The 23,864-nt window shown below is 64.1% G+C and carries 18 protein-coding genes; 4 read left to right on the top strand and 14 right to left on the bottom strand.

All coding sequences use genetic code 11. The annotated features are described in order from the left end of the window. Positions 1–55: 55 nt before the first annotated feature. The 3 genes from ACTU46_RS00295 to ACTU46_RS00285 all read right to left on the bottom strand — a co-directional run bounded on the left by ACTU46_RS00295 (position 56) and on the right by ACTU46_RS00285 (position 2,989). Positions 56–958, bottom strand: a complete 903-nt coding sequence (locus ACTU46_RS00295; RefSeq protein ID WP_443377926.1) for a hypothetical protein — start codon at positions 956–958, stop codon at positions 56–58. 76 nt (positions 959–1,034) lie between these two features. Continuing rightward, positions 1,035–2,216 carry a cutinase family protein gene (locus ACTU46_RS00290; RefSeq protein WP_443377925.1) on the bottom strand — a complete coding sequence of 394 codons (1,182 nt, stop codon included), beginning with the start codon at positions 2,214–2,216 and terminating at the stop codon, positions 1,035–1,037. A gap of 101 nt (positions 2,217–2,317) precedes the next feature. Continuing rightward, positions 2,318–2,989, bottom strand: coding sequence for a GntR family transcriptional regulator (locus tag ACTU46_RS00285; RefSeq protein WP_443377924.1), 672 nt, complete (start codon positions 2,987–2,989; stop codon positions 2,318–2,320). A gap of 208 nt (positions 2,990–3,197) precedes the next feature. Between ACTU46_RS00285 and ACTU46_RS00280 the strand changes: the two genes are divergently transcribed. Both ACTU46_RS00280 and ACTU46_RS00275 read left to right on the top strand, forming a co-directional pair. After that, positions 3,198–6,032, top strand: a complete 2,835-nt coding sequence (locus ACTU46_RS00280; RefSeq protein WP_443377923.1) for an FAD-binding and (Fe-S)-binding domain-containing protein — start codon at positions 3,198–3,200, stop codon at positions 6,030–6,032. A gap of 240 nt (positions 6,033–6,272) precedes the next feature. Further along, positions 6,273–9,131 carry an FAD-binding and (Fe-S)-binding domain-containing protein gene (locus tag ACTU46_RS00275; RefSeq protein WP_443377922.1) on the top strand — a complete coding sequence of 953 codons (2,859 nt, stop codon included), beginning with the start codon at positions 6,273–6,275 and terminating at the stop codon, positions 9,129–9,131. Between the two features lie 23 nt (positions 9,132–9,154). Here the strand turns inward: ACTU46_RS00275 and ACTU46_RS00270 are convergent, their stop codons facing one another. The 9 genes from ACTU46_RS00270 to ACTU46_RS00230 form a co-directional block, all read right to left on the bottom strand. Beyond that, entirely contained in the window at positions 9,155–10,441 is a 1,287-nt protein-coding gene (locus ACTU46_RS00270; RefSeq protein ID WP_443377921.1) for a glutamate-5-semialdehyde dehydrogenase, read from the bottom strand. 51 nt (positions 10,442–10,492) lie between these two features. Then, complete coding sequence (locus tag ACTU46_RS00265) at positions 10,493–10,654, bottom strand: hypothetical protein (protein WP_443377920.1); 162 nt, start codon at positions 10,652–10,654, stop codon at positions 10,493–10,495. 172 nt (positions 10,655–10,826) lie between these two features. Beyond that, the gene (locus ACTU46_RS00260) at positions 10,827–11,741 is read right to left on the bottom strand and encodes a D-isomer specific 2-hydroxyacid dehydrogenase family protein (protein WP_443377919.1); all 915 of its coding nucleotides are present in this window, start codon (positions 11,739–11,741) and stop codon (positions 10,827–10,829) included. Between the two features lie 50 nt (positions 11,742–11,791). Continuing rightward, positions 11,792–12,724, bottom strand: a complete 933-nt coding sequence (locus tag ACTU46_RS00255) for a D-isomer specific 2-hydroxyacid dehydrogenase family protein (protein ID WP_443377918.1) — start codon at positions 12,722–12,724, stop codon at positions 11,792–11,794. A 31-nt stretch (positions 12,725–12,755) separates the two neighbouring features. Continuing rightward, positions 12,756–13,859, bottom strand: coding sequence for a glutamate 5-kinase (proB, locus tag ACTU46_RS00250; protein WP_443379353.1), 1,104 nt, complete (start codon positions 13,857–13,859; stop codon positions 12,756–12,758). Positions 13,860–14,083: 224 nt separating this feature from the next. Further along, positions 14,084–15,601, bottom strand: a complete 1,518-nt coding sequence (obgE, locus tag ACTU46_RS00245; protein ID WP_443377917.1) for a GTPase ObgE — start codon at positions 15,599–15,601, stop codon at positions 14,084–14,086. Between the two features lie 331 nt (positions 15,602–15,932). Further along, entirely contained in the window at positions 15,933–16,214 is a 282-nt protein-coding gene (rpmA, locus tag ACTU46_RS00240) for a 50S ribosomal protein L27 (protein WP_443377916.1), read from the bottom strand. Between the two features lie 45 nt (positions 16,215–16,259). After that, positions 16,260–16,565: a 50S ribosomal protein L21 gene (gene rplU, locus ACTU46_RS00235; RefSeq protein WP_443377915.1), complete on the bottom strand. Its 306-nt coding sequence runs from the start codon at positions 16,563–16,565 to the stop codon at positions 16,260–16,262. 195 nt (positions 16,566–16,760) lie between these two features. Next, positions 16,761–20,759, bottom strand: coding sequence for a translation initiation factor IF-2 N-terminal domain-containing protein (locus ACTU46_RS00230; protein WP_443377914.1), 3,999 nt, complete (start codon positions 20,757–20,759; stop codon positions 16,761–16,763). 234 nt (positions 20,760–20,993) lie between these two features. Here ACTU46_RS00230 and ACTU46_RS00225 point away from each other — a divergent pair, with 234 nt between their 5' ends. Beyond that, complete coding sequence (locus tag ACTU46_RS00225) at positions 20,994–21,734, top strand: hypothetical protein (RefSeq protein ID WP_443377913.1); 741 nt, start codon at positions 20,994–20,996, stop codon at positions 21,732–21,734. A gap of 165 nt (positions 21,735–21,899) precedes the next feature. Here ACTU46_RS00225 and ndk read toward each other — a convergent pair whose 3' ends face one another. Together ndk and ACTU46_RS00215 are read right to left on the bottom strand one after the other, a co-directional pair. Further along, entirely contained in the window at positions 21,900–22,310 is a 411-nt protein-coding gene (gene ndk / locus ACTU46_RS00220; RefSeq protein ID WP_443377912.1) for a nucleoside-diphosphate kinase, read from the bottom strand. An 80-nt stretch (positions 22,311–22,390) separates the two neighbouring features. Continuing rightward, positions 22,391–22,708: a hypothetical protein gene (locus ACTU46_RS00215; protein WP_443377911.1), complete on the bottom strand. Its 318-nt coding sequence runs from the start codon at positions 22,706–22,708 to the stop codon at positions 22,391–22,393. Positions 22,709–22,828: 120 nt separating this feature from the next. Here ACTU46_RS00215 and ACTU46_RS00210 point away from each other — a divergent pair, with 120 nt between their 5' ends. Next, on the top strand, positions 22,829–23,863 hold the full coding sequence (locus tag ACTU46_RS00210; protein ID WP_443377910.1) for a pirin family protein: 1,035 nt from the start codon (positions 22,829–22,831) through the stop codon (positions 23,861–23,863). Position 23,864 lies beyond the last annotated feature (1 nt).

Here is a 23,864-nt window from a genome sequence, read left to right as displayed (position 1 = left end):
CGCCCAGCGCCGCTGAACACCCACCAGTCCCCCCTTTTTGCCCCGGCCAGGACCGTTAACGGACCTGATCCACCCAGCCCCCGAGAGCGTCGGCAAGCGCAATCTGGTCGGTGTCACCGAGCTCGCGGAAATAGTTGGCGTGCGGCCCGCCCTCATCCTCCTGCAGCGAGCGGGAGATAGCCTGCGGCGAGGGGTCACAGACCAGATCATCACGCAGGCAGTAATGGATACGGTTGGGGGTGTCTGCACTGGGGCGTCCCTGCGACGGTAGACCGCTGAGGATGCCGGTGGTTCCTGCCGGCACCCCGATCAGCCGGGAGTTCGTGGCATTGAGGAAGGGACTTCCGAGGTAGACCGCACCGGCGAGTTGGCCTCGATCGGCCAGCCACTGTTCCTGTTCGGGCAAGACCACTGCACCCAGGGAGTAACCGAAGAGAATGTACTGCGGGGTGCATCCGGTGTCCGCCTCATAGTCCAGGATGGCCCGGCGCGGTCCCTCGGTCCCGGCAGCGGCGGCCCGCTGGACTCCCGCTACCGCACCCTGTGTTAGTTCGCCGGCGCTACTGAGCAGCTGTAGCAGGTCGCCGTCTCGGCCTTCCTCGGGCAGCGGGATATCAGCCGGGTAGTATTTTTCCGGCAACCCCTGAACCTGCACATCGGTGAACAGCGATCTGCCCCCGTGGGTGTCGCGGTAGCGTTGCTCGACCACGTCGAGGTAATCGCCGATCCGGGTACTTTCCCGCCCATTGGATTCCCAGCCCTGCTCGCCGCCGTAGCGGCGGGGTTCAAAGGTCTCGCGGGCATCGTTTCCGCGCGCGACCAGCAGGACCACCGCCGGGCAGCCGGCTTCCGTTGCCTGCGCCGGTGCGCTTATCGACGCCCCGGGTATAACACCCAGGCCGAGCGCTGCCACCGCGCCGAGCACGGGGAGTCCGAACCGGATCCAGCTTCGTCTCATGATCAGAACCTCTCCCTTGCTGCTCCTGGTTCAGCTCTGACCAGAATATCCCGGGGAGCGCCGCGAAGTATGCGGATCAGCCGAATCGGACCTCATCCACCCAATCCGCGAAGGTACGGGTGACTTCCACCTCATCCCCGCGGTGTCCGGGCACACCGGTGAAGTAATCCAGGTGGGCACCCATGATATAGGTGGCGGCAGCAGAGGAGGTTGCTATCCGCAGGTCACAGACCAGATCTTCATGGAGGCAGTACTCCATCCGGTTGTCGGTGCCGGCGAGTTCATCGGAGCTCGGTTCCCGCAGCTGCAGCACACCGCCGCCGACCGTGCCCTCGCCGATCAGCCAGGGGCTGTTCGGGGCCAGCAGTGGGTTGCCCATATACATCGCTCCCGCCAGGGTGCCCCGCTCCGCCATCGACTGTTCTGCCCGTGCAAGTGCGACCGCGCCCTGGGAATAGCCGGCCAGAATGTACTGCGGGGAACAACCGGAGTCCTCGACCATCTCCACCACCTTCTTCACCCCGTCGGTGCCCTGCGCCACGCTATCGAAGAAACCGGTTGCGGTTTCCTGGATAATCTTGACGGCGCTGCTGCCAGCCGCCGAAAGATCCTGCCGGGGGCGGAGGTGGGTGGCCGGGTACAGACTCTCGTCCAGTCCCAGCACATAGACATCCTGCATCAGAGATTGACCGGGGTGATCAAGCTGGTACTGCTGCTCGGCGGCGTGGAAGAAACGCCGCCAGGTCTCGGCCTCCCGACCGTTGGAGACCCAGGGTGCAGACGCTGAGTAGCGGGTGGGCATGAGGATGAAGTTCTGCCCGCTGCCACGGCCGGTGATCACCACCACCTCAGGACAGACTCCGGAGGCCTCGATCCCGATGGCTGGTTCGTAGTAGCCGATCTCCACCAGCTCATCGACGAATCCGGCCATGATCGCTTCTTCGACATAGCCCAGCTCGACCAGGCGGCGGAGGTGTCCCTGCTCGACCAGGGCGGTGATATTGCCGGCGGCGACCTCTTCATGGAGGTACTTGTCCTGTCTTTCCTGGCGGGTGGAGCTGAGCAACTCCAGGATCTCCGAGCTACCGGAGCTACCAGAGCTACCAGAGCTACCGGAGCTACCGAGCGAACTACCGACGGAGCTCAGCGAACTCCCCAGGCTGGAATCGGCCGTCGCCACGCCCGGGGTGGTGCTCAACAGTGCGGTAGCCAGTACCGTCGCGGAAGCAGCGCGCCAGCCTCGTGCCTTCTTGCCCATGAATACTCATCTTCCGTCGACGGTGACGGGCACCATTCACCCGCACTCATTTCAGACTCAGGATAATCATAGACCTGGCCCACCGCTGACCATCGTGAACTTCAGCTCATTCCACCGGCTGTCCTGTCCCGGAGCCGGGCACTCAATAGCCTTCGGGAGCGGGAAATATGCTCCTGCAACAGGTGCACCGCGGCAGGTTCATCCCCACCCTCGATATAGCTGAGTAGTTGAGCATGCTCGCGGGGGATGGAGCCGCCGGCGAGCAGGGTGGCACCCTGTACTTGAACCATGCAGAGCCGGATTTCATCACTCAACCCCCGGTAGATGGCGGTGGTGCGGGTGCTGGCCAGGGCGTCGACCAGCGCGGTATGGAAACGGACATCGGGTTCGATCAGCTGCAGTTGATCATCTTCGGCGAGTTCGGCGATCTCTGCATTGGCCCGGCGCGCTTCCTCGGGCACCAGCCGCACCTGGGCGAGCCGGCGTACCGCCTCGGACTCGATGAGTTCCCGGGTGCGGTAGATGTCCTCCACCTCCGTCGAGCTGAGTACCGTGACCCGGGCGCTGCGGTGGGCCTGCCGGCTGAGGAGCCGGGAGGCGACCAGGGTTTCAAGGGCGTTTTTCGCGGTCGCCCGAGATACCCCGTACTCCTCGGCGATGGCGGCCTCGCCGAGCGGTGCCCCTGGTGCAAGTTCTCCGTTGAGCACCCTGCCCCGCAGGTCGGCGCTGACCTGATCCGCGGCCGGGAGGCCGGATTCCGCAAGCATCTTCATCACTCCATCCTATGTTTCGGACCGCGACATTTCCGCTTCTGGTTGGTTGTCCAGCAATCTCCGGGGATACCTGGAATCATCTGATGTGACTTGACTCACCCTCCATGCTATTCCATAATTGTTGAACAATATAGCTATATTGCCGAACAATATCGCTGCCAGCCGCCAGCTCCAGCCATCGCAGACCGGTACACCAGACAAGGGAACCATGTCACCCACCATCGAAGCACCTGCCCTCTCCCCCGATATCTGCGCAGCCGTCGCAGACCCGGCGCGGATCCGGACCCGTCTGATCGACCGGGTCGCCTACGCCAGCGATGCCTCGCACTACCTCCACACCCCACAAGCTGTCATCCAGCCCCTCAACGCCCGGGAAGTGGGCCAGATCCTCCGCGCCGCCAGCGCCAACGGCACCCCGGTGACCCTGCGGGGTGGCGGTACCAGCCTCGCTGGCCAGGCTTCCGGCGAAGGACTGCTGATCGATGTCCGCCGTAACTTCCGCGACCTGGAGATCCTCGACGGCGGTACCCGCCTGCGTGTGCAGTCCGGGGTCACCGTCAGCCAGGTCAACGCCCGATTGGCCCTCTACGGCTATAAATTCGGCCCGGATCCGGCCAGCGAAGGTGCGGCCACCATCGGCGGCGTGATCGCCAACAACTCCTCCGGCATGCTCTGCGGCACCGAGTTCAACACCTACCGCACCCTGGAATCCATGGTCTTCGTGCTGGCGAGCGGCACCGTCATCAACACCGCAGAGCATGATGCGGAAGCCAAGCTCCGGGAGCTGGAGCCGGAGTTGGCGGAAACCCTGACCCGGCTGCAACGCCGGGTGCGCTCCAATCCCGAATCCGTGGCCACCATCGAACGCCATTTCACCCTGAAGAACACCATCGGCTACGGCATCAACGCCTTCCTTGACTTCGACAATGTGCTGGATCTGCTGGTCCATCTGATCATCGGCTCCGAGGGCACCCTGGCCTTCGTCGCGGAGGCCATCTTCCGTACCGTCGCGGTCAATCCCCTGACCTCAACCTCCGTGGCCGTCTTCCCCACCTTGGACGCCGCCACCCGGGCGCTTCCCGCCCTGGTGGACACCGGTGCGGTCACCCTCGAGCTGATGGACGCCGAGTCCATCCGCGTCGGGCAGTCACTGCCCGGCACTCCGGCGGCAATCAACGGTTTCGAGGTGGGCACCCAGGCAGCCCTGCTCATCGAGTACCAGGCCCAGCAACGCGCGGAGATCGAGCACTTCACCGAGCTAGGCACCCGGGCGCTCGGGAACGTCGAGCTCTTCGCCCCGGCCGCCCTGAGCTCGGATGCCATCGCCCGCGCCGCGGCCTGGCATTTCCGCAAGGGGCTCTATGCCAGTGTCGCCGGGGCTCGCCCCGCCGGCACCACCGCGATCCTCGAGGATATCGCGGTCCCGGTGGCCGAGCTGGCCCCGGCCTGCGAGGCCCTCCAGGGACTCTTCCGACGCTATGAGTATGACAACGGCGTGATCTTCGGCCACGCCCGCGACGGCAACATCCACTTCATGCTCACCGACCGCTTCGAGGGCGATCAATCGCTCAATCGATACGACGCCTTCAATGACGACATGGTGGACCTGGTCCTGGGTTTCCAGGGCAACCTCAAGGCCGAGCACGGTACCGGCCGAGCCATGGCCCCCTATGTCCGCCGCCAGTACGGCGATGAGCTCTATGAGGTCATGGTGGGGCTCAAGGCCGCCTTCGATCCGACGCTGACACTCAATCCTGGGGTGATCCTGGAGGAGACCCCGGGTGCCCACATCCGCAATCTCAAGCTCACCGCCCCGATCGAGGAGGAGGCCGACCGCTGTGTGGAGTGTGGTTTCTGCGAACCGGTCTGCCCCAGTCGTTTCCTCACTCTGACCCCGCGCCAGCGCATCGTGGTCCGCCGCGCCGAAGCGACGGCCCGGATCCAGGGAGATCAGGCCTTCATCGAGGAACTTGAAAAAGACTATGACTACGACGGGAAGCAGACCTGTGCGGTGGACGGGATGTGTCAGACCGCCTGCCCGGTGGGCATCAACACCGGCGACCTGGTGCGCCGCCTGCGTCGCGAGAGCACCAACAAGGTGATGGATACCGGCTGGAATGTCGCCGCCAAGGGTTGGGGTGGGGTGACCATTGGTGGGGCACTGGCGCTGAGCATCGCCGAGAAGCTATCCACCGCAGTGGTCCGTGGCGCCACCAGTGTTGCCCGGGCAGCCATCGGTGCCGACACCGTCCCGCAGTACGATGCCGGTCTGCCCGGCGGCGGTAGTGCCCGCCGGACGCTGCAGGGCTTCTTCGGCGCTGCCCCCGGCCCCGGCACCAAGGTCGCCGGAATCTACCTCCCGGCCTGTGTGAACACCATGTTCGGCCCAGAGGCCGAGGGAATCGGTGTCACCGAGGCCTTCCGCCGACTACTTGAGCGCAGTGGCACCACCCTGCTGGTCCCGGCAGGCGTAGAATCGATGTGCTGCGGCACCCCCTGGTCCTCGAAGGGCATGTCCACCGGATACGCCACCATGGCAGATCGGGTGCGTAGCCTCCTGCGCACCGCCACCCATAACGGCCAGCTGCCGGTGATCAGTGATGCCGCCAGCTGCACCGAAGGGTTCGCTAAAATCCTGCAGGATGAGGGCATCGAGGTCCTCGATGCCGTGACCTTCACCGCACATCAGCTACTCGACCAACTCGAGGTCACCGCGCCGCTGCCGGAACTGGTGCTCCACCCCACCTGTTCCTCAAAGCACCTGGGCATCGACGGCGACCTCCAGCAGATTGCCCAGAAGGCCGCCAAGAACGTTCACACCCCGATCGACTGGGGCTGCTGTGGCTTCGCCGGCGACCGTGGCATGCTGCATCCGGAACTGACCGCCTCGGCTACCGCCCCCGAAGCCGTCGAGGTGGCACAGCTCAACGCCAACGCCCACGCCTCCTGCAACCGCACCTGTGAGATCGGCATGACGCGAGCCACTGGTCAGCCTTATTCACACGTGTTGGAGTCCCTGGAGCAGGCCACCGCACCGGCGTAGAACTCCGCATCAGTCATGAGGCCCTGAGTTTGCTGCCCCGACCGGGGTGGGATCCTCTCCGAAACAACCTCAGTTCCGGTGGTTCTCACCGAACTCCACCATGTGACTTGACTCACCCTTTAAGCTATTTGATAATCGTTGGACAATCCCACCAGATTGCCGAACAACTTCCACCCTGGGGTGTGAGGATCTCCGCCGAACACCGCAACCGCGTCAACGTAATCTCACCGAAGAGGAACCATGACGAACACCATGCCGCTCAGCGACGCCCCCACCACCACGCCGTCGCCCCTCTCCCCGGACATCTGCGAAGCCGTCAAAGACCCGGAACGCATCCGCACCCGGCTGATCGACCGGGTCGCCTACGCCAGCGATGCCTCGCATTATCATCACACTCCGCAGGCGGTCATCATCGCCGACAGCGCGCAGGAGATCGGGGAGATCTTCCGGGCCGCCCGGCGCAGCGGTACCCCGGTGACGCTGCGCTCCGGCGGCACCAGTCTCGCCGGCCAAGGTTCCACCTCGGGCCTGCTTATCGACGTCCGGAAGAACTTCCGCGGCATCAAGGTCCTCGACGGCGGCTCCCGGGTGTGGGTCCAGCCCGGTGCAACAGTGCGCCAGGTCAATGCCCACCTGGCCCCCTACCGCTACAAGCTCGGCCCAGACCCCGCCAGTGAAGCGGCGGCCACCATCGGCGGAGTGATCAACAACAACTCCTCCGGCATGGCCTGTGGCACCGAGTTCAACACCTACCGCACCCTGGAATCGCTGGAGTTCGTCCTGCCCAGCGGCACCGTCATCAACACCGCTGATCACGATGCGGAAGCCAAGCTGCGGGAGCTGGAACCACACCTGGTCAATGAACTGATTCGCCTGCAGCGTCGGGTTCGTTCCACTCCAGAATCCGTGCGCATCATCGAGCATCAGTTCGCCATGAAGAACACCATGGGCTACGGACTCAATGCCTTCCTCGACTTCGATAATCTGCTGGATCTACTGGTGCATCTGATCATCGGCTCCGAGGGCACCTTCGCTTTCGTGGCCCAGGCGGTCTTCCGCACTGTCCCCGTCAGCCGCTTGTCCACCACCACGGTCGCGGTCTTCCCCACCTTGGATGCCGGCGCCCGTGTGCTGCCCGCTCTCGTCGAGACCGGGGCCGCCACGCTGGAGTTGATGGACGCCACTTCCATCCGGGTCGGCCAGGCTATGACGGGTACCCCGGCCGCGATCAACGGCTTCGAGGTGGGCTCCCAATCTGCCCTGCTCATCGAGTACCACGCCAATGAGGCTGCAGAGTTAGAGCACGTCACCCGGGCGGGCAATAAGGCGCTCGCCGAGGTGGAACTTTTCTCCCCGGCCGCCTTCAGCTCCGATCCGGTCGAGCAGACCTCGGCCTGGAACTTCCGCAAGGGGCTCTACGCCAGCGTGGCCGGCGCCCGACGCCCCGGCACCACCGCGCTGCTCGAGGACATCGTCGTGCCGGTGCCGGATCTGGCCGCCGCCAGCACATCCCTGCAACAGTTGTTTCGGGAGCATGACTACGACGACGGGGTGATCTTCGGCCACGCGAAAGACGGCAACCTCCACTTCGTCATCGGCGACCGCTTCGACACCGAGGAATCACTACTCCGCTATGACGCCTTCAATGATGCGATGGCGGAAATGGTGTGGAGCTTCCACGGCAACCTCAAGGCAGAGCACGGTACCGGCCGAGCCATGGCCCCCTATGTCCGCGGACAGTACAGCGATGAGCTCTATGAGGTCATGGTGGAGCTCAAGGCCGCGATCGACCCGGAGCTGATGCTCAATCCCGGGGTCATCCTGGAGGAGACCCCGGGTGCCCACACCCGCAACCTCAAGGTCACCGAGCCGATCGAGGAGGAGGCCGAGCGTTGTGTGGAGTGCGGCTTCTGTGAGCCGGTCTGTCCTTCCCGACAGCTGACCCTGACCCCACGCCAACGCATCGTGGTCCGCCGTGCCGGGGCCAAGGCCCGGGACCGCGGCGACCGGGCCTTCCTTGAGGAGCTGGAGAAAGATTTCGACTATGAGGGTATGGAGACCTGTGCGGTGGACGGGATGTGTCAGACCGCCTGCCCGGTGGGCATCAACACCGGCGACCTGGTGCGTCGGCTGCGCCGGGAGGACAGCAACCGGGTCGAGGCCACCGGATGGAACCTGGCGGCCAAAGCCTGGGGTCCGGTGACCCGTGCCGGTGCCACCGCGTTGAGCATCGCCGAAAAGTTGCCCACCCCGGTGGTGCGCGGGACGACGACCGTGGCCCGCCAGCTCCTGGGCACCGAGACGGTACCGCTCTACGACGGCGGCTTGCCCGGTGGCGGAACCTCCCGTGCCAAGCACCAGGGATTCTTCGGCGCTGCCCCGGGTCCCGGCACCAAGGTCGCCGGAATCTACCTCCCGGCCTGTGTGAACACCATGTTCGGCCCAGAGGCCGAGGGAATCGGTGTCACTGAGGCCTTCCGGCGGCTACTCGAGCGCAGTGGCACCACCCTGCTGGTCCCGGGTGGGGTGGAATCAATATGTTGTGGCACCCCTTGGTCGTCCAAGGGAATGGCGACTGGCTATGAGACCATGTCCGCGCGGGTCCGGCACTTCGTCCGCACGGCCACCCACAATGGCCAGCTGCCGGTGATCACTGATGCCGCCAGCTGCACCGAGGGATTCGCCAAGGTCCTCCATGAGGAGGGCATCGAGGTCCTCGATGCTGTGACCTTCACCGCCCAGCACTTGCTCGACCAACTCGAGGTCACCGCGCCGCTGCCGGAACTGGTGCTGCACCCCACCTGTTCCTCAAAGCACCTGGGCATCGACGGCGACCTCCAGCAGGTTGCTCAAAAGGCTGCCAAGAACGTTCACACCCCGATCGACTGGGGCTGCTGTGGCTTCGCCGGCGACCGCGGCATGTTGCATCCGGAACTGACCGCTTCAGCCACCGCCCCGGAGGCCGCCGAAATCACCCAACTAAACGCCAGCGCCCATGCCTCCTGCAACCGCACCTGCGAGATCGGCATGACCCGGGCCACCGGCCAGCCTTATTCACACGTGCTGGAATCCTTGGAAAAGGCCACCACTCCGGCCTGAACAGGGCCGGTGCGCACCATCAATTAGGGCCGGATCTGGCCGGTGCCCTGCAGAATCCACTTGGTGGAGGTCAGCTCGGGCAGGGCCATCGGGCCACGGGCATGGAGCTTCTGGGTGGAGATGCCGATCTCCGCACCCATGCCGTAGACCTCGCCGTCGGTGAAGGCGGTGGAGGCGTTGAGCATCACCGCGGCAGCGTCGACCTCATCGGCGAACTTCTGGATGGTGAAGACATTGTTCGAGGCGATGCCCTCGGTATGGCCGGAGGTGTACTTGGCGATGTGCTCGATCGCGGCATCCACCCCGTCGACCACAGCCACGGCGATATCGAAGGAGAGGTACTCATCGGTCCAGTCCTCCTCGGTGGCCTCGACGACATCGGTGGCGCCGAAGGCCTCGAGCTCCGCGACCTTGCCGTGGATGGTGACCCCGGCCTCCTGCAGCGCCCGGACGACCTTGAGCTTGTCGGCGTCGGAAAGCGCGGCGTCGAGAAGCGCCACCTCGGTGGCGTTGCAGACGCTGCAGCGACGGGTCTTGCCGTTGATGACCATGGCGATGGCGGAATCCAGGTCCACATCGCCGTCAATGTAGAAGTGGCAGTTGCCGGTGCCGGTCTCGATCGCAGGTACCGTCGCACCGGTGACCACGGCCTCAATCAGGCCGGCACCGCCGCGGGGGATCACGACGTCGACCAGCCCGCGGGCGGTGATCAGATCCTGCACGCTGTCATGGGTGTCGCAGGGCAGCAGCTGCACGGTCTCGCGCGGCAGACCGAACTTCTCCACCACGTTCTGGAGGATCTCCACCAGCTTGGCGTTGGAGTTGCGCGCGGACTTTGAGCCACGCAGCAGCGGCACATTGCCGGACTTGAGGGCCAGACCGAAAGCATCGACGGTGACGTTCGGGCGGGCCTCATAGACCATACCCATCACGCCCAGCGGAACCCGGACCTGCTTCATCTGGATGCCGTTGCCCATCACGTGGCCGCCGATGACCTCGCCGACGGGGTCAGTCAGACCGGCCACCTGGCGCAGACCGCCGGCGATGCCCGCGATGCGTTCGGCATCCAGGCCGAGGCGGTCGATCAGGGATTCATTGAGGCCTCGCTCGCGGCCGGTGTCGATATCGGCCTGATTGGCGGCAAGGATTTCCGGGGTGGCGGCGACGAGAGCATCAGCGGCAGCCAGCAGAATGTCATTCTTCTGGATGCTCGTGAGCTTGGCCAGCGTGCGGGTTACGGCTTTGGCGGCACGAGCCTTCGCCAACACCTCTGCGCGTTCATTTTCTCGGGTGGTCGTTGCGTCCGTCATACCTGTCGAGCATAACGACTTCCCCCGCCCTCCGCAGTCGCATGGGGGTGATCAACGCTTATCTGCACCATCCACCCCCGGCTCCCCCTCCATCCTGATCAGCACCCGTTGCTTCGGAGCATCCGACTTGAGCTTGGCCAACTGCCGTCCCAGAAAATCCTGCTCAGCGGCCTCGGGTTCTTCCGCCGAAGCAACCTCGGATGATGCGGCCATATCTTCTGGCTCCACGATGTCCACTGAGACCGGATCCGGTGGTTCTCCCCTGGAGCTGCTGATCCGTCCCGACATGGACCTCGATCAGGCCACGGTCCGGGTGTTGCAGGGTCCAGGTTTCAATCGGTGATACTGACACTGCTCAAACTTCTCCGTGACTTATTCTCGGTGATCAGTACCCGGCAGCGGGATCAACCTCATGCGGCATCCGCTCCCCGATCTCGAAGGCCCGGGCATTTTCCAGGGTCAACGCCCCTGCCGCCACCCGGATCCGCTCCATGGTGTTCGCGGTGTGTGGGGTGATCACCACATTCTTCATCTCCCAGAGCGGGTGCCCGTCCGGCAGCGGCTCCGGATCGGTGACATCCAGGCCAGCACCGGCGAGCTGCCCTACCTTCAGGGCGGAGACCAGATCGTCGGTGTTGACCAACCCACCGCGGCCAGCGTTGATGATGACCGCCCCGCGCTTCATCCGGGCGAACAGCTCCGCATTGAAGAAGTGGTGGGTCTGCTCCGTCAGCGGCAGCAGCACCACGAAGATATCCGCTTCAGCAAAGACCTCCCCGGCCCGCTCCATCGGGTAGGTTTCATCGGCACCGGCAACCTCGCGGCCAGAGTTATTGACCGCGATAATCCGGGGGTTGAAGGGCTTGAGCATCGGAATCATGTCCCTGGCGATGCCGCCGGCACCGATCAGCGCCACGGTCTTCCCGTCGTGCAGCCAATCGGTGGTCTCCAGTACTTCCTCGCGGGAGTCGAAGGACTTCGCCAGGGTGACCGTCTTGTGCTGGTGCAGCACCGCCAACAGCAGCGCCAGGGAGGACTCCGCCACCGGCATTCCATAGGTCCCGGAAGCATTGGCGTAGCGGAACCCCGGCACGAGCTTTCCGGCCTCCCGGATGGCATCGATACCGGCGAAGGTGAACTGGACCCACCCGATGTTCGCCGGGAGATCCGGATAATCAGCCGGACCACCGGTGTAGATCAGGAATTCCGCCTGCCCGAGTTCGGCGACGAATTCATGGCCTTGCGCCTCGACCTCGGCGACCGTGTGGTCCCAAGCCTCGGGTAGCATCGTGAACTTCACTGGTGGTGGCCCTTCCTGATGATCATCCTTTAACTCCGCCCAGCCTAGCGTCAGTAGCCCGCCTCGACATCGACTTCGGTGGGCATCTTCTCCCCTGCCTCGAAGGCGGCGGCATTGGCGATGATCTGTGGGGCGATCAGCTTCTGTGCGATCCGCCCGGTCGCCGCGATATGCGGCAGGATGGTGCAGTTCGGCATGCTCCACAGCGGATGGTTCTCCGGCAGCGGCTCCGGGTCGGTGACATCCAGGGCAGCACCGGCGATCTGTCCGCCGCGCAGCGCAGCAACCAGATCATCGGTGACAATCAATTCGCCACGACCGACATTGACCACCACAGCATGTGTTTTCATCCTGGCGAAGACTCCGGCATCGACGATCCCCCGGGTTTCCTCGGTCAGGGGCGCGGTGAGCACGAAATAATCCGCCTCAGACCAGACATGTTCCGCCGCAGCCATGGCAAAGGTTTCCGTGGCCCCCGCCACTGGGCGGCCACTGCGATTGACCGCGATGGTGTACACGCCGAAGGGTGCCAGGAGATCGATCATGGCGGAACCGATGCCACCGGCGCCGATGAGCGCAACCTTGGCGCCGTCGAAAAGCCAGCCCTGGCGGGCATCGAGCTCATTGCGGCCCCGGAAAGAGCCGATCATCGCGGAGGCCTTGATCTGGTGCATCTGCGCCAGCAACAGCGAGAGCGCGATCTCTGCGACAGGGCGGCCATAGACTCCGCCGGCGTTGGCCCAGCGGACATCCGGACGGATCAGGCCGGCATCAATGAGATGTTCCACCCCAGCGAAGGGGTACTGGATGAATCCGATGGACTCCGGCAGCGGGCTGGGTAGCCCGGCTGCCCCTCCCTCAGCACGACCACCGTTGTAGATCAGGAACTCAGCCTCCGCCACGTCAGTGACATAGCGATGACCAGCGGCCTCGATTTCCCTGATGACGCTCGGCCAGGGGCCCGGATGCATGGTGAATTTCATGCTTCCAGGCTATCCGAGCGCAGCAACAGGGTCAGGCGCGGGAGGCGTAGTTGGAGAGATAGTCCGCGTGAACCACCGGCCGTTGCATGCCCTCCGGTAGATCAGTGGTGTGCTTGCCCAGCATGCCCTTGAGGGTCTCCGAGTCATAGGCGACTTCGCCGCGACCGATGATCTCGCCACCGGGGCCCGTGATCTCCACGATCTCGCCGGAGCGGAAGTCCCCGTCGACTTCCTTGATTCCGACGGCCAGCAGCGAGTTGCCGCCGGTGGTCACAGCGGTGGTTGCCCCGGCGTCGACACGCAGCGTGCCACCGGACTCGGCGGCATAGAGTGCCCAGAACTTCCAGGCGGAGAGACGGTTGTCCAACGGGTGGAAGACCGTTCCCACCTGTGCGTGGTCCAGTGCCGGTCCGATGTTCTCCGCGGAGGTCAGCAGCACCGGGATCCCACCACGGGCGGCTAGTCGGGCGGCGGAGACCTTCGAGGCCATGCCACCAGTTCCGACCTTGCCACCGTCACCGGCGAGGACCCCCTTGAGGTCTGCGCCGCTGCGCACCTCGGTGATGAAGCGGGCACCCGGCTCCGCCGGGTTCTTGTCGTAGAGGCCATCCACATCAGAGAGCAGGACCAACGCATCCGCCGAGGCGAGGTGCGCGACCAGAGCGGCGAGGCGGTCATTGTCACCGAAGCGCATCTCAGAGGTGGCGACGGTGTCATTCTCGTTGACGATCGGGATGGCACGCAGCTGGCGCAGTCGGTCGATGGTGCGCTGGGCGTTGCGGGCCCGGTCTCGACGACCTGCATCTGAGGCGGTCAGCAGCACCTGCCCGATATTACGGCCATAGCGGGCGAAGGAGCGCCCCCATTCGTAGGCCAAGTGGACCTGTCCCACTGCTGCGGCAGCCTGTTTGGTGGCTAGATCTGTGGGACGCTGACTCAGCCCCAGCGGCGCAAGCCCCGCGGCGACGGCACCCGAGGAGACGACGATGACGTCGTTGTCCCGGATCATCCGGGCTTGGAGGGCGTCGGCAAGCTGGTTGATACGGTTCGGATCAACATGCAGATCCTCCGTGGTCAATGAGGATGAGCCGATCTTGACCACAATGCGTTTGGCATTACGGATCCGCTCCCGCATCTCTGACTCATGGCCGAAAGCTGGCCCCCCTGCATTCTCATCAGTGACCCCCGGAAAGTCCGCGTCAGACAGTTCATCATCCTGATACGGGGTCACCGGAAGTAGAGCATCAGTGTCAATAGGTTCTCTTGACTGATTCATGGCTACCCATGGTAGATGGAATGTCTGGAGCCCACCCCCGCTTTCGTGGGGTGGGCTCCAATACGCTGGGACTTCAGGAAAAACTAGCCCTCCCAGCGGACCCGGCCCGCTTCCTCGCCGTCACCGTAGTCGTACTCGTCGATGAGGCCACGACGAGCCTGGGAAGCACGCTTGCGCTCTGCGGCGGAGATACGGTCGTTGGATACCAGACGGGCATCTGTACCACGTCCGGTGAGGGTCGGATCAACACCGGAGCCGGTGAGCGGCTCCCACTCAAAGGTGACCGCACCGATGGTGACTTCGTCGCCTTCATGGGCGCCGATCTTGAACAGGGCGTCCTCGACACCGAGCTTGGCCAACCGGTCAGCCAGGTAGCCCACGGCCTCGTCATTTTCGAAGTCGGTCTGCTTGATCCAGCGCTCGGCCTTCTCGCCGGTGATCACGTAACCACCCGGGTTGAGCTTGTCCTGGGCCACCTCGAATTCCTTCTTCTTACGGCGGGCATCGACAGCCTTCGGCCGGATGATGGTGTGAGAGTGATCCATCTTCTCCTTGGGCCGCTTCTTGCGGGATTCCTTGACGATTTCGAGCAGCTTGTACTTCAGCGGCTCCAGGCCCTGACGGGCGGCGGCGGAAATGATGAAGATCGGCCAACCGAACTGCTCCTCCAGTTCCTCCTTGAGGAACTCGGCCAGCTCTGCAGCCTCGGGCACATCGGCTTTATTGAGGACGATCAGACGGGGACGATCCCGGAGGTCACCTAGACCGGTGTCTTCCTTGAGTGCCTCCTGATAAGCGGAAAGCTCAGCTTCGAGAGCCTCGATATCACTGACCGGGTCACGGCCCGGCTCCATGGTGGCGGCATCCACCACGTGGACCAGCACCGAGGTGCGCTCAATGTGGCGCAGGAAGTCCAGGCCCAGGCCCTTGCCCTCGCTGGCGCCCGGGATCAGACCCGGGACATCGGCGATGGTGAAGGTCTCATGCTCCACGTTGACCACACCAAGGTTGGGAGCCAGGGTGGTGAAGGGATAGTCACCGATCTTCGGCTTCGCCGCAGAGACCACGGAGACCAGCGAAGACTTGCCCGCCGAGGGGAAACCCACCAGGCCGACATCCGCCATGGACTTCAGCTCGAGGATCAGGTCCTTCTGCTCACCGTCCTCACCCTTGAGAGCGAAGCCCGGTGCCTTACGGGCATTGGAGGCCAAGGAAGCGTTGCCGAGGCCGCCGACACCACCGGTGGCCGCGATGAAACGGGTACCCGGGGTGGTCAGGTCCGCCAGAGTCTGGCCCTTGTCGTCTCGGAGGACGGTGCCGATCGGCACCTCCAGGATGATGTCCTGGCCGCGGGCACCATGACGGTGACTGCCGGCGCCGTTGGCGCCGCGATCGGACTTCACGTGCGGGCGGAAGTGGAAGTCGAGCAGGGTGTGAACCTCATTCGAAACTTCCAGGATGATGTCACCGCCATGCCCGCCATTGCCGCCGTCGGGGCCACCGAGCGGCTTGAACTTCTCGCGGTGGACGGACGAGCAGCCATGACCACCATCTCCGGCGATCAGGTGCAGGACCACACGGTCTACAAAGCGGGTCGACATTGGGGGATTCCTCCGTAAAGATTAAAAGTTAGGCCGATCCTATCATCGGCGCCAACGGCTGCCGGTTGTGCTTGAGGCATCCATTCAGCCCGGTGATATGTGGTTCGGCACTGGGCGTTAATGCACGCCCGAGGTGTGTGAATCAGTGGAAAGTTGGGCGACACCACGCTTGGTGAAGCACGGTTATTCGCGTCTCCCGCTGATTGTTCCACGGTTGACCGGCAAGGGGAAACCTCCCCCACTGCCGGAGCGATGAAAAGACAAATCCCCGGTACACCTTCCGGTGCCCGGGGATGAAGTCTTAACTCTTTAGAGCCGGAGCCCTGCTGAGTTAGGCGTCGACGGTCTCAGCGACTGCCGGCTCGTTCTCAACAATGTTGACCATACGACGGCCACGCTTGGTGGAGAACTTGACGGCACCGGTCTCGAGAGCGAACAGGGTATCGTCGCCACCGCGGCCGACGTTCTCACCCGGGTGGAACTTGGTACCGCGCTGACGGACCAAGATCTCACCTGCCTTGACCTGCTGGCCACCGTAACGCTTGACTCCCAGGCGCTTGGCCTCAGAATCACGACCGTTGCCGGTGCTTGAGGCACCCTTCTTAGTTGCCATGGTGTTTCCCTCCTTAGCGAGAAAGCTTTGTCGAAGCCCGAAGGCTTACTTGATACCGGTAACCTTGAGGACCGTCAGCTTCTGACGGTGACCCATGCGCTTCTTGTAGCCGGTCTTGTTCTTGTACTTCATGATGCGGATCTTCGGGCCCTTAGTGTGCTCGACGATCTCTGCATCGACGCTGACGCCGGAGAGCTGATCAACGTTGGACTTGACGGTTGCGCCATCGACGAGCAGAACCGGGGTGAGAGCCACGGCAGAACCCGGCTCACCCTCGATCTTCTCGACCTTGACGAGGTCACCTTCGGCAACCTTGTACTGCTTTCCGCCGGTCTTGACGATCGCGTACATAGGAGGGCTACCCCTTATCTATAACTCGACACAGGCGGCCATAATTAGCAGCCTGATGGACTGAAAAAATTGCTGTATAGCGTTTCGAGTCTACCGGAGAGCCAAAGCTCGATCGCGCGCGTTAGCACGCTTCCGGGACCCAAAACAGCGACTGTCAAAGACTACCGCGAGGGGTAGCAAAATTCCAAACTGCTACTACCCACGGTTTGACCGACGAGTGGAGCGACGTCCACTTCTTCGCGGAGCACCACTGCGCTGCGATGACTCCTGCTCCCGCGACGGAGCTTCCTTCGAAGGCGTCTCCGGGGAAAGCTCCGGCTGCGCTACCGGCGGTTCCACCGGATTGGTGTTCCGGCGAACCACACGACGGCGCCCCCGGGCGGAGCGAGAGGTACCAGCGGCATCCTCACGCACGGCAGACTGCTGCGCCGCGACCCGCTGTTTCACCGGCGACTGGGTGGATTCCGGTGCTGCCGCCTCGACCTCCGGTACCGCGACCCTTCGGACCACGCGACGACGACCCCGCCCACCGGCCGGTGAAATCTTCTCGACCGTCACGGTGGCTTCTCGGCTCGTATTCTTCACCTCGGTAGCTGCGGTATCGGCCGAAGCCACCGGGGCGTCATTAAACCCTTGGCTCGACTTCATGTCCGACTCCGCCTGCACGGGCTGCCCGGCCCTTCCGGCCTGGCCACCCCGACGGCGTCGGGAAGGACCGGTGGAACCGGAGTTCCGTGCCGGTGCCTTGAAATCCTCCGGCTGCGGCCGCTGATCAGAACGCGAGTTTCCGCGGGTCTGACGACGACGTCGCGGTGAGGCCTCGAACTCGGCCACCGCTTGGTCATAGTCGCCCTCAGCGGCCCGCGGCTCAACTGCGATCGGCTCCGGAGCAGACTGCTCCGCCGGTAGCTGCGAGACGTAGTCGGAGGCGCTGGGTTCATCCGGATCCTCCTGGTGTGCCAGATCCAGGGCGGCGGCGACAATGCGCTCCAGGTCGGAGGTGTCCGAGACATCCTCATCCAGGGCGGAGCCCTGAGCCACCGGCGCCGGGTCCACCGGTACCCGACGCTCAGTGACCATCTCGGTCATGTCCTCCCTGGCGCGACCGCCCGGGCGACGACGGCCCCGTCCCCGACCACTGCGACGCTCCAATTTCTGCTCCTCAGCCGGTGCCACCTCCGGAGTCGATGTGACAGCGCTCTTCTCGGGCGCATCGACGATGACCACGGCAGCGGCGAGATCCTCAATACTGCGGGCCGGCGGGGTGACCGCCGGCTGCGGCTCCGAGCGCTTCCGGACACTGGATCGGGTGCGCTCGAGCGCATCCTGTCCCCGCGGGGCCTCTTCCTGCTTGGCGGCGGGCTTGCCGTAGACCGGACGGTCCTCGACATGCTCGACCGGATCCTCATGGAGGATCAGGCCGCGGCCTTCACAATGCTCACAGTCGGTGGAGAAGGTCTCCAACAGACCGGTTCCCAGCCGCTTCCTGGTCATCTGCACCAAACCCAGCGAGGTGACCTCGGATACCTGGTGGCGGGTACGGTCCCGGCCGAGGAACTCGGTCAGGCGGCGCAGCACCAGGTCCTGGTTCTCCGAGAGGACCATATCGATGAAGTCGACGACGATCATGCCGCCGATGTCCCGCAGCCTCATCTGGCGGACAATCTCCTCTGCCGCCTCCAGGTTGTTGCGGGTGACCGTCTCCTCGAGGTTGCCACCGGAGCCGGTGAACTTTCCGGTGTTGACGTCAATGACGGTCATCGCCTCGGTGCGGTCGATGACCAATGAGCCGCCGGAGGGCAGCCACACCTTGCGGGCTAGTGCCTTCTGCAACTGCTCATCAATGCGGAAGTGGGCGAAGGCATCCTGCCCCTCGTGGTCCTCATGGTGATAGCGGACCACGCGTTCCAGCAGGTCCGGAGCCACGGACTTCACGTAGGCGTGCACCAGGTTCCAGGCCTTGTTGCCGTCGACGACCAGACGCTGGAAATCTTCGTTGAAGAGGTCACGGATAACCTTGACCAGCATATTCGGTTCCTCGTACATGCTGACCGGCTTGGCGCCCTTGGAATTCTTCTCCTGTTCGGTGCGCTCCTGGATGTCCTCCCACAGGGAATGCAGACGGTTGACGTCCGCGGCAATAGCCTCCTCAGGTACACCTTCAGCGGCGGTACGGATGATGGCTCCGCCCTCGCCCGGAACCACAGCCTTGAGGATCTCCTTGAGCCGCTTACGTTCCGGCGCCGGCAGCTTTCTTGAGATACCGGCGGAACGACCACCGGGGACGTAGACCAGGAAACGGCCAGCCAGTGAAATCTGGGTGGTCAGACGGGCGCCCTTCTGCCCCACCGGATCCTTGGTCACCTGGACCAGCACCTGGTCACCGCTCCGCAGTGCCTGTTCGATCCGACGGCCACGACCACCGAGACCCGCAGCCTTCCAGTCGACCTCACCGGCATAGAGCACGCCATTGCGGCCCTTTCCGATGTCGATGAAGGCGGCCTCCATGGAGGGCAGGACATTCTGCACCCGGCCGAGATAGATATTACCGATCAGCGAGGACTGTTCCTCAGAGGTGACGAAGTGCTCGACCAGCAGATCATCCTCAAGCACACCGACCTGGGTAACCATGCCGGGATGATCATGGCGGTCGCGTTCGCGGACGACCATGGTGCGCTCCACGGATTCCCGGCGTGCCAGGAATTCCGCCTGGGAGACGATGTGGCGCTTCTTCTTGCTGTCCTCCCGCAGTTCGGTACGACGACGACGCTGCGCCTCCAGCCGGGTGGAGCCCCGCAGGGCCACCGGCTCATCGGAGAGCGGCTCGACCGGGGCTTCCGGCTGTTCAACTTCCGGCTTATCGACGACCTCCTCGACCTCCGGCACTGCGGCTACCTCAGCGTCTTGTGCCTCCTCAGCCTCCTCAGTGGCCTCGGTGGCCTGCGCGGTGTCCTCGACCCCACGGCCCCGCCCTGCCCCGCGGCGACCACGGCGACGGCGTCGGGAAGCGGTGCCGGCCGAGTCTTCGGAGTCCTCGTCCTCACCGGACTCCTCGGTGGTGGCTGGAGCAGCTGCTTCCGCGGCATTCGCGGCCCGGAAGATCGGCGGCTGGAAGGCCGGCTCCGCGGCCGGCGGCGGGGTGATCTCGGCGATCATATCCTCCAGCGGCTCATCCTCATCCTGGGTAACTGCCCCAAAGAGATCGGTCGACTCAGCGACCGAAGGCTCGGTAGTGTCCGCCACCTCGGCGAGCTCGCGTTCGACCTTCTCCTCGATCTGATGGATCTCGTTGGCGACGTTCTTCTCCACCCGCTGGCGGATCTTCTCCACCGGCTGGGCGTCCGGGGTCCCCGGTGCCTCCTGGGCAGGCTTGCCCAGGGCGTCGAGAAGCTTATGGGATTCCTCCAGGCTCAGGTTCGACTGCGCGACCTTGCGCACGCTGACCTCGGCAAGTGCGGAGATCAGGTCCTTGGAGGTCATCCCCAACAGTTTCGCCAGGGCGTGGACCCGCATCTTCGGGCTCAACTGGGAGCGGTCGAAGTCTGCGGCGAGTACGGCGGAAGCCGGAATCTCCGCGGGAGCAGCTGAGGTGGTGTCAGGAGCTACGTCTTCCGTACTGAATTCAGTCGTGGCCGGAGCCACTTCGGCTGCGAGCTTCTGAGGGACACGTTTGCGCGAGCGCCTCACTGGAGCCTGCTGGGTGTCCTTGTCTTCCGCTGCTGCGGAGATGTCCAATGACTCTTGGGGAGCAACCTCGGTCTTAGCAAGAGTGGTCTTGGCCGGAGTGGTCTTCGCGGGGACTGCCTTCGCGGTAGTTGCCTTGGCGGTAGTTGTCTTGGCTGCACCGCTTCGGCGGGTACTGCGGCGGGGGTTGTTCTTCGTCGCTGCTTCTGGAATTGCCGTGTTTTCGGCCTTGGTGTTGTCTGCCGAACTATTGTCCGGGGCAGTGTCCACCGGGGAGGCTTCAGCCTTCACCGCCGGGGCCACCTTCGTGGTGGTCTTCCGGGTGCTGCGCTTGCGTGCCGGAGCCTTTGCAGCCCCGGCTGTGGCGGTTGACTCCGCTGCGGCGGGAGTTACAGTCTCCGTCTCCTTCACCACAGCGGGCTTCGTGGTGGCCTTCCGGGCACTGCGGCGCCTACGGGTTTGGGTGGCATCTTCGGATTCATTTCCGGATGTTAAGGCATTGTCGGCCATGTGGTACTCCTATGTTCTTTTTGGCGGAGTTCCCGGGCGCTGGCAGGTATAGTAAGCTGCCGCCGCCGCGCAGGAACTCGCGGGTCTCACTATGAAAGTCTTCAGCTGTGGACGATCTCTCACCAGTCCAGCGGGTCCCCGTGTGTACGGAGAGCGAACCTTATCTGGGATCGTCACCCCATTGTCGCATAATACTGGTCGGAGATGTCCACGGCCCTGTTAGACTCAGCGACCGTGAGTGGGTTGAGATGGGCATCGGCCGCCGGGGAGCCGCTGCAAAAGACACTGATTCCCGCCCTCGGATTCGGCGTCTCCATCGCCCTATTTCGATTCGAGCTCTGGCTACCGGCCCTGGTGATGCTGATCCTGGCCGTTGGGGTCGGCCTGGTTGCTGATCCCCGGGTCCGACGTAATCCGCGGCTGATGTTCACCTCAGGCACTCTGGTGCGGACCACCTCCGAGGCCGAGTACGAGCAGCGCAATCCCCTGCTATTCCTGTTCGTCCCAAGTGCCGCTTTGGCCGCCTCATGGGTGCTGGAACCTGTGGCAACCGCACCAGAGATCACCGTGCCGCTGACTTTCCTTGCACTGACAGTCACCAGCGCCTGGGCGTTCCTCCGCATCATGAACAGCTCCACGCATCCTGGCCGGAAACGCATGCAGGCGGCGATGAAGAAGGAGCCGCTCGAAAGCGCCACCCGGCCCCTGATTGAGGCCATCTCCACTCCCCCGCGCCGGAAGTTGACGCAGGCCTTGGTCAAGATCGGTGCGGTGGACGGGATTCAGGCGCGCTTCTGGCTGCTGAGCGAGGTCAGCGGGCTACCACTGGAACAGCTCCAACAGGAGTGCCGCGAGCTGGCGCACCTAGGTCTGGTGAGAAATTCCGGGATTGACGCCGGCGAGGATCTCTCCCGGCACCTGACCGAGCTGACTCCGGTGGGCCTGCGCGCTTTAGTGGAGTCCCGGCCGCGCTGATCCAGCTGGCCAGTGCGGTATGCCTCAAAGCGGTATGTCCTTAAATACAGTGGGCATAAGGCATGTAGGCAGGCACGAAAAAGGTTAGGCCCAAAGAAAAATCCACCCCGCACACCGGAATGTGGTCCGTGATGCGGGGTGGAACTGTGCGGAAATTCGCAGGGTTTAGAGGTTCGGGAACCAGATGCCGATCTCGCGCTCAGCAGACTCCGGGGAGTCAGAGCCGTGGACGACATTCTCGCCGACGGTCAGGGCGAAATCGCCGCGGATGGTGCCCGGGGTAGCCTTGGCAACCGGATCGGTGCCACCGGCCAGCTGACGCCATGCATCGATGGCGCGCTCGCCCTCGACGATGCCGGCGATCAGCGGAGCGGAGGTGATGAACTCAACGAGCTCACCGAAGAAGGGCCGCTCAGCGTGCTCTTCGTAATGCTTCTCAGCGGTTGCGCGGTCCGCGGTGCGCAGGTCGAGAGCGACCAGCTTGAGGCCCTTGCGCTCAATGCGGGCAATGATCTCGCCGACGTGGCCGTTGGTGACGCCGTCCGGCTTGATGAGGATAAGAGTGCGTTCAGTCATGTGGAACACCCTACCGAACAGGTGCTCACCCGTCGCGCTGGGACCCACCCGACTACCCACCCCGAGGCAGTGAGCCGGTATCAGTGGCGGCTGCGGAGTTTCTCCACAGCTGCCCGGGCCTGCTCCGGGGTGGTGTTGCGGAACCACAGCTGAACCTGACTGATTGCGGCGCCATCCCGTCCCTCAGCCAGCATGCTGCGCACCTGCCCCGACTGCTCTTCATCCAATCTGATGACCGCGGGCGGCTGGTTCTCCGCGGTCACCCGCAGCCCCAGGACCAGGAAGATTCCGGCGACAACGAGGGCCAGGATGGCGAAACCTCGGGGCACGTCGAGGAAGTTGATTGCCAGGGCCGCGACGCAGAACACCGCTGCCAGACCTAGATAGAGAGCACGCATGGGGCTGAGCCTACCCGCGCCCTGATCCACCCGCACGCTATATTGGTGACGTATCACCAACATGTCCTGAGGGGTATCACTCTAGGATCGAAGACATCACGCATAGAGGAAGGCAGAATCATGTCCAACACTGAGCTTCAACCGGCTGAGTTTGCGCTCAGCCCAGAGCCGAGCAGTGGCACCATTCACTGTGAGGGTGGTGCTGATGTGGAGATCATCACGTCCCGTGAAGTTCCCCTCGGCGGGCCCCGGGCGATGCTGGTCCGCCGCACTCTCCCCCAGCGCCAACGCTCACTGATCGGCGCCTGGTGCTTCGTCGACCACTACGGTCCCGACGATGTCTCGCTCACCGATGGCATGGATGTGGCCCCGCATCCGCACACCGGTCTACAGACCGTGACCTGGCTCTTCGAGGGCGATGTCGAACACCACGACTCCGGCGATGTCCATGCCCGGGTCCAACCTGGTGAGGTCAACCTGATGACTGCCGGAGCCGGCATCTGCCACTCGGAGGTCTCCACCCCGGAAACCACGACCCTGCATGGTGTGCAGCTGTGGACCGTCCTCCCCGATGCTGACCGCCAGGGGCCGCGCCGCTTCGACCACCATGCCCCCAAACCCGTGCACTTCCCCGGCGGCCAGGCCCTGGTGTTCCTGGGATCGCTCCTGGGATATGAGTCCCCGGTCAAGACCTTCACCCCACTGGTCGGCGCCGAGATCCGGCTCGATGCCGGTGGCTCCCTCGAGCTCGAGGTCAACCCCGAACATGAGCACGGGCTGCTCGTCGACTCCGGTGACATCGACCTCGAAGGAGTCAAGGTCGCCCCCACCGAGCTGGCCTACACCGGCATCGGGGAGACCCGCCTGCGCATCCGCAACAACGGCCAGACCCCGGCCCTGCTCATGCTGATCGGCGGCACCCCCTTCACAGAGGAGGTGGTGATGTGGTGGAACTTCATCGGCCGTAACCACGAGGAGATCAGCCGCTACCGCCAGGAGTGGGAGGAGCACGGTGATCGTTTCGGCGAGACTCAAGGCTATGTGGGCCTCGACCCCGCGGGACCGGACCGCCTCCCCGCCCCCAAGCTTCCCAACGCCGCCATCAAACCGCGCAAAAACCCCGAGCCCAAGGCTCGCCCCAAGGAAAGGAACTAGT

The sequence above is a fragment of the Corynebacterium sp. A21 genome (genome assembly GCF_052266655.1).
GTDB lineage: Bacteria > Actinomycetota > Actinomycetes > Mycobacteriales > Mycobacteriaceae > Corynebacterium.
Note: the sequence above shows the minus strand (reverse complement) of the source record. Positions and strands in the feature narration are given on the sequence as shown.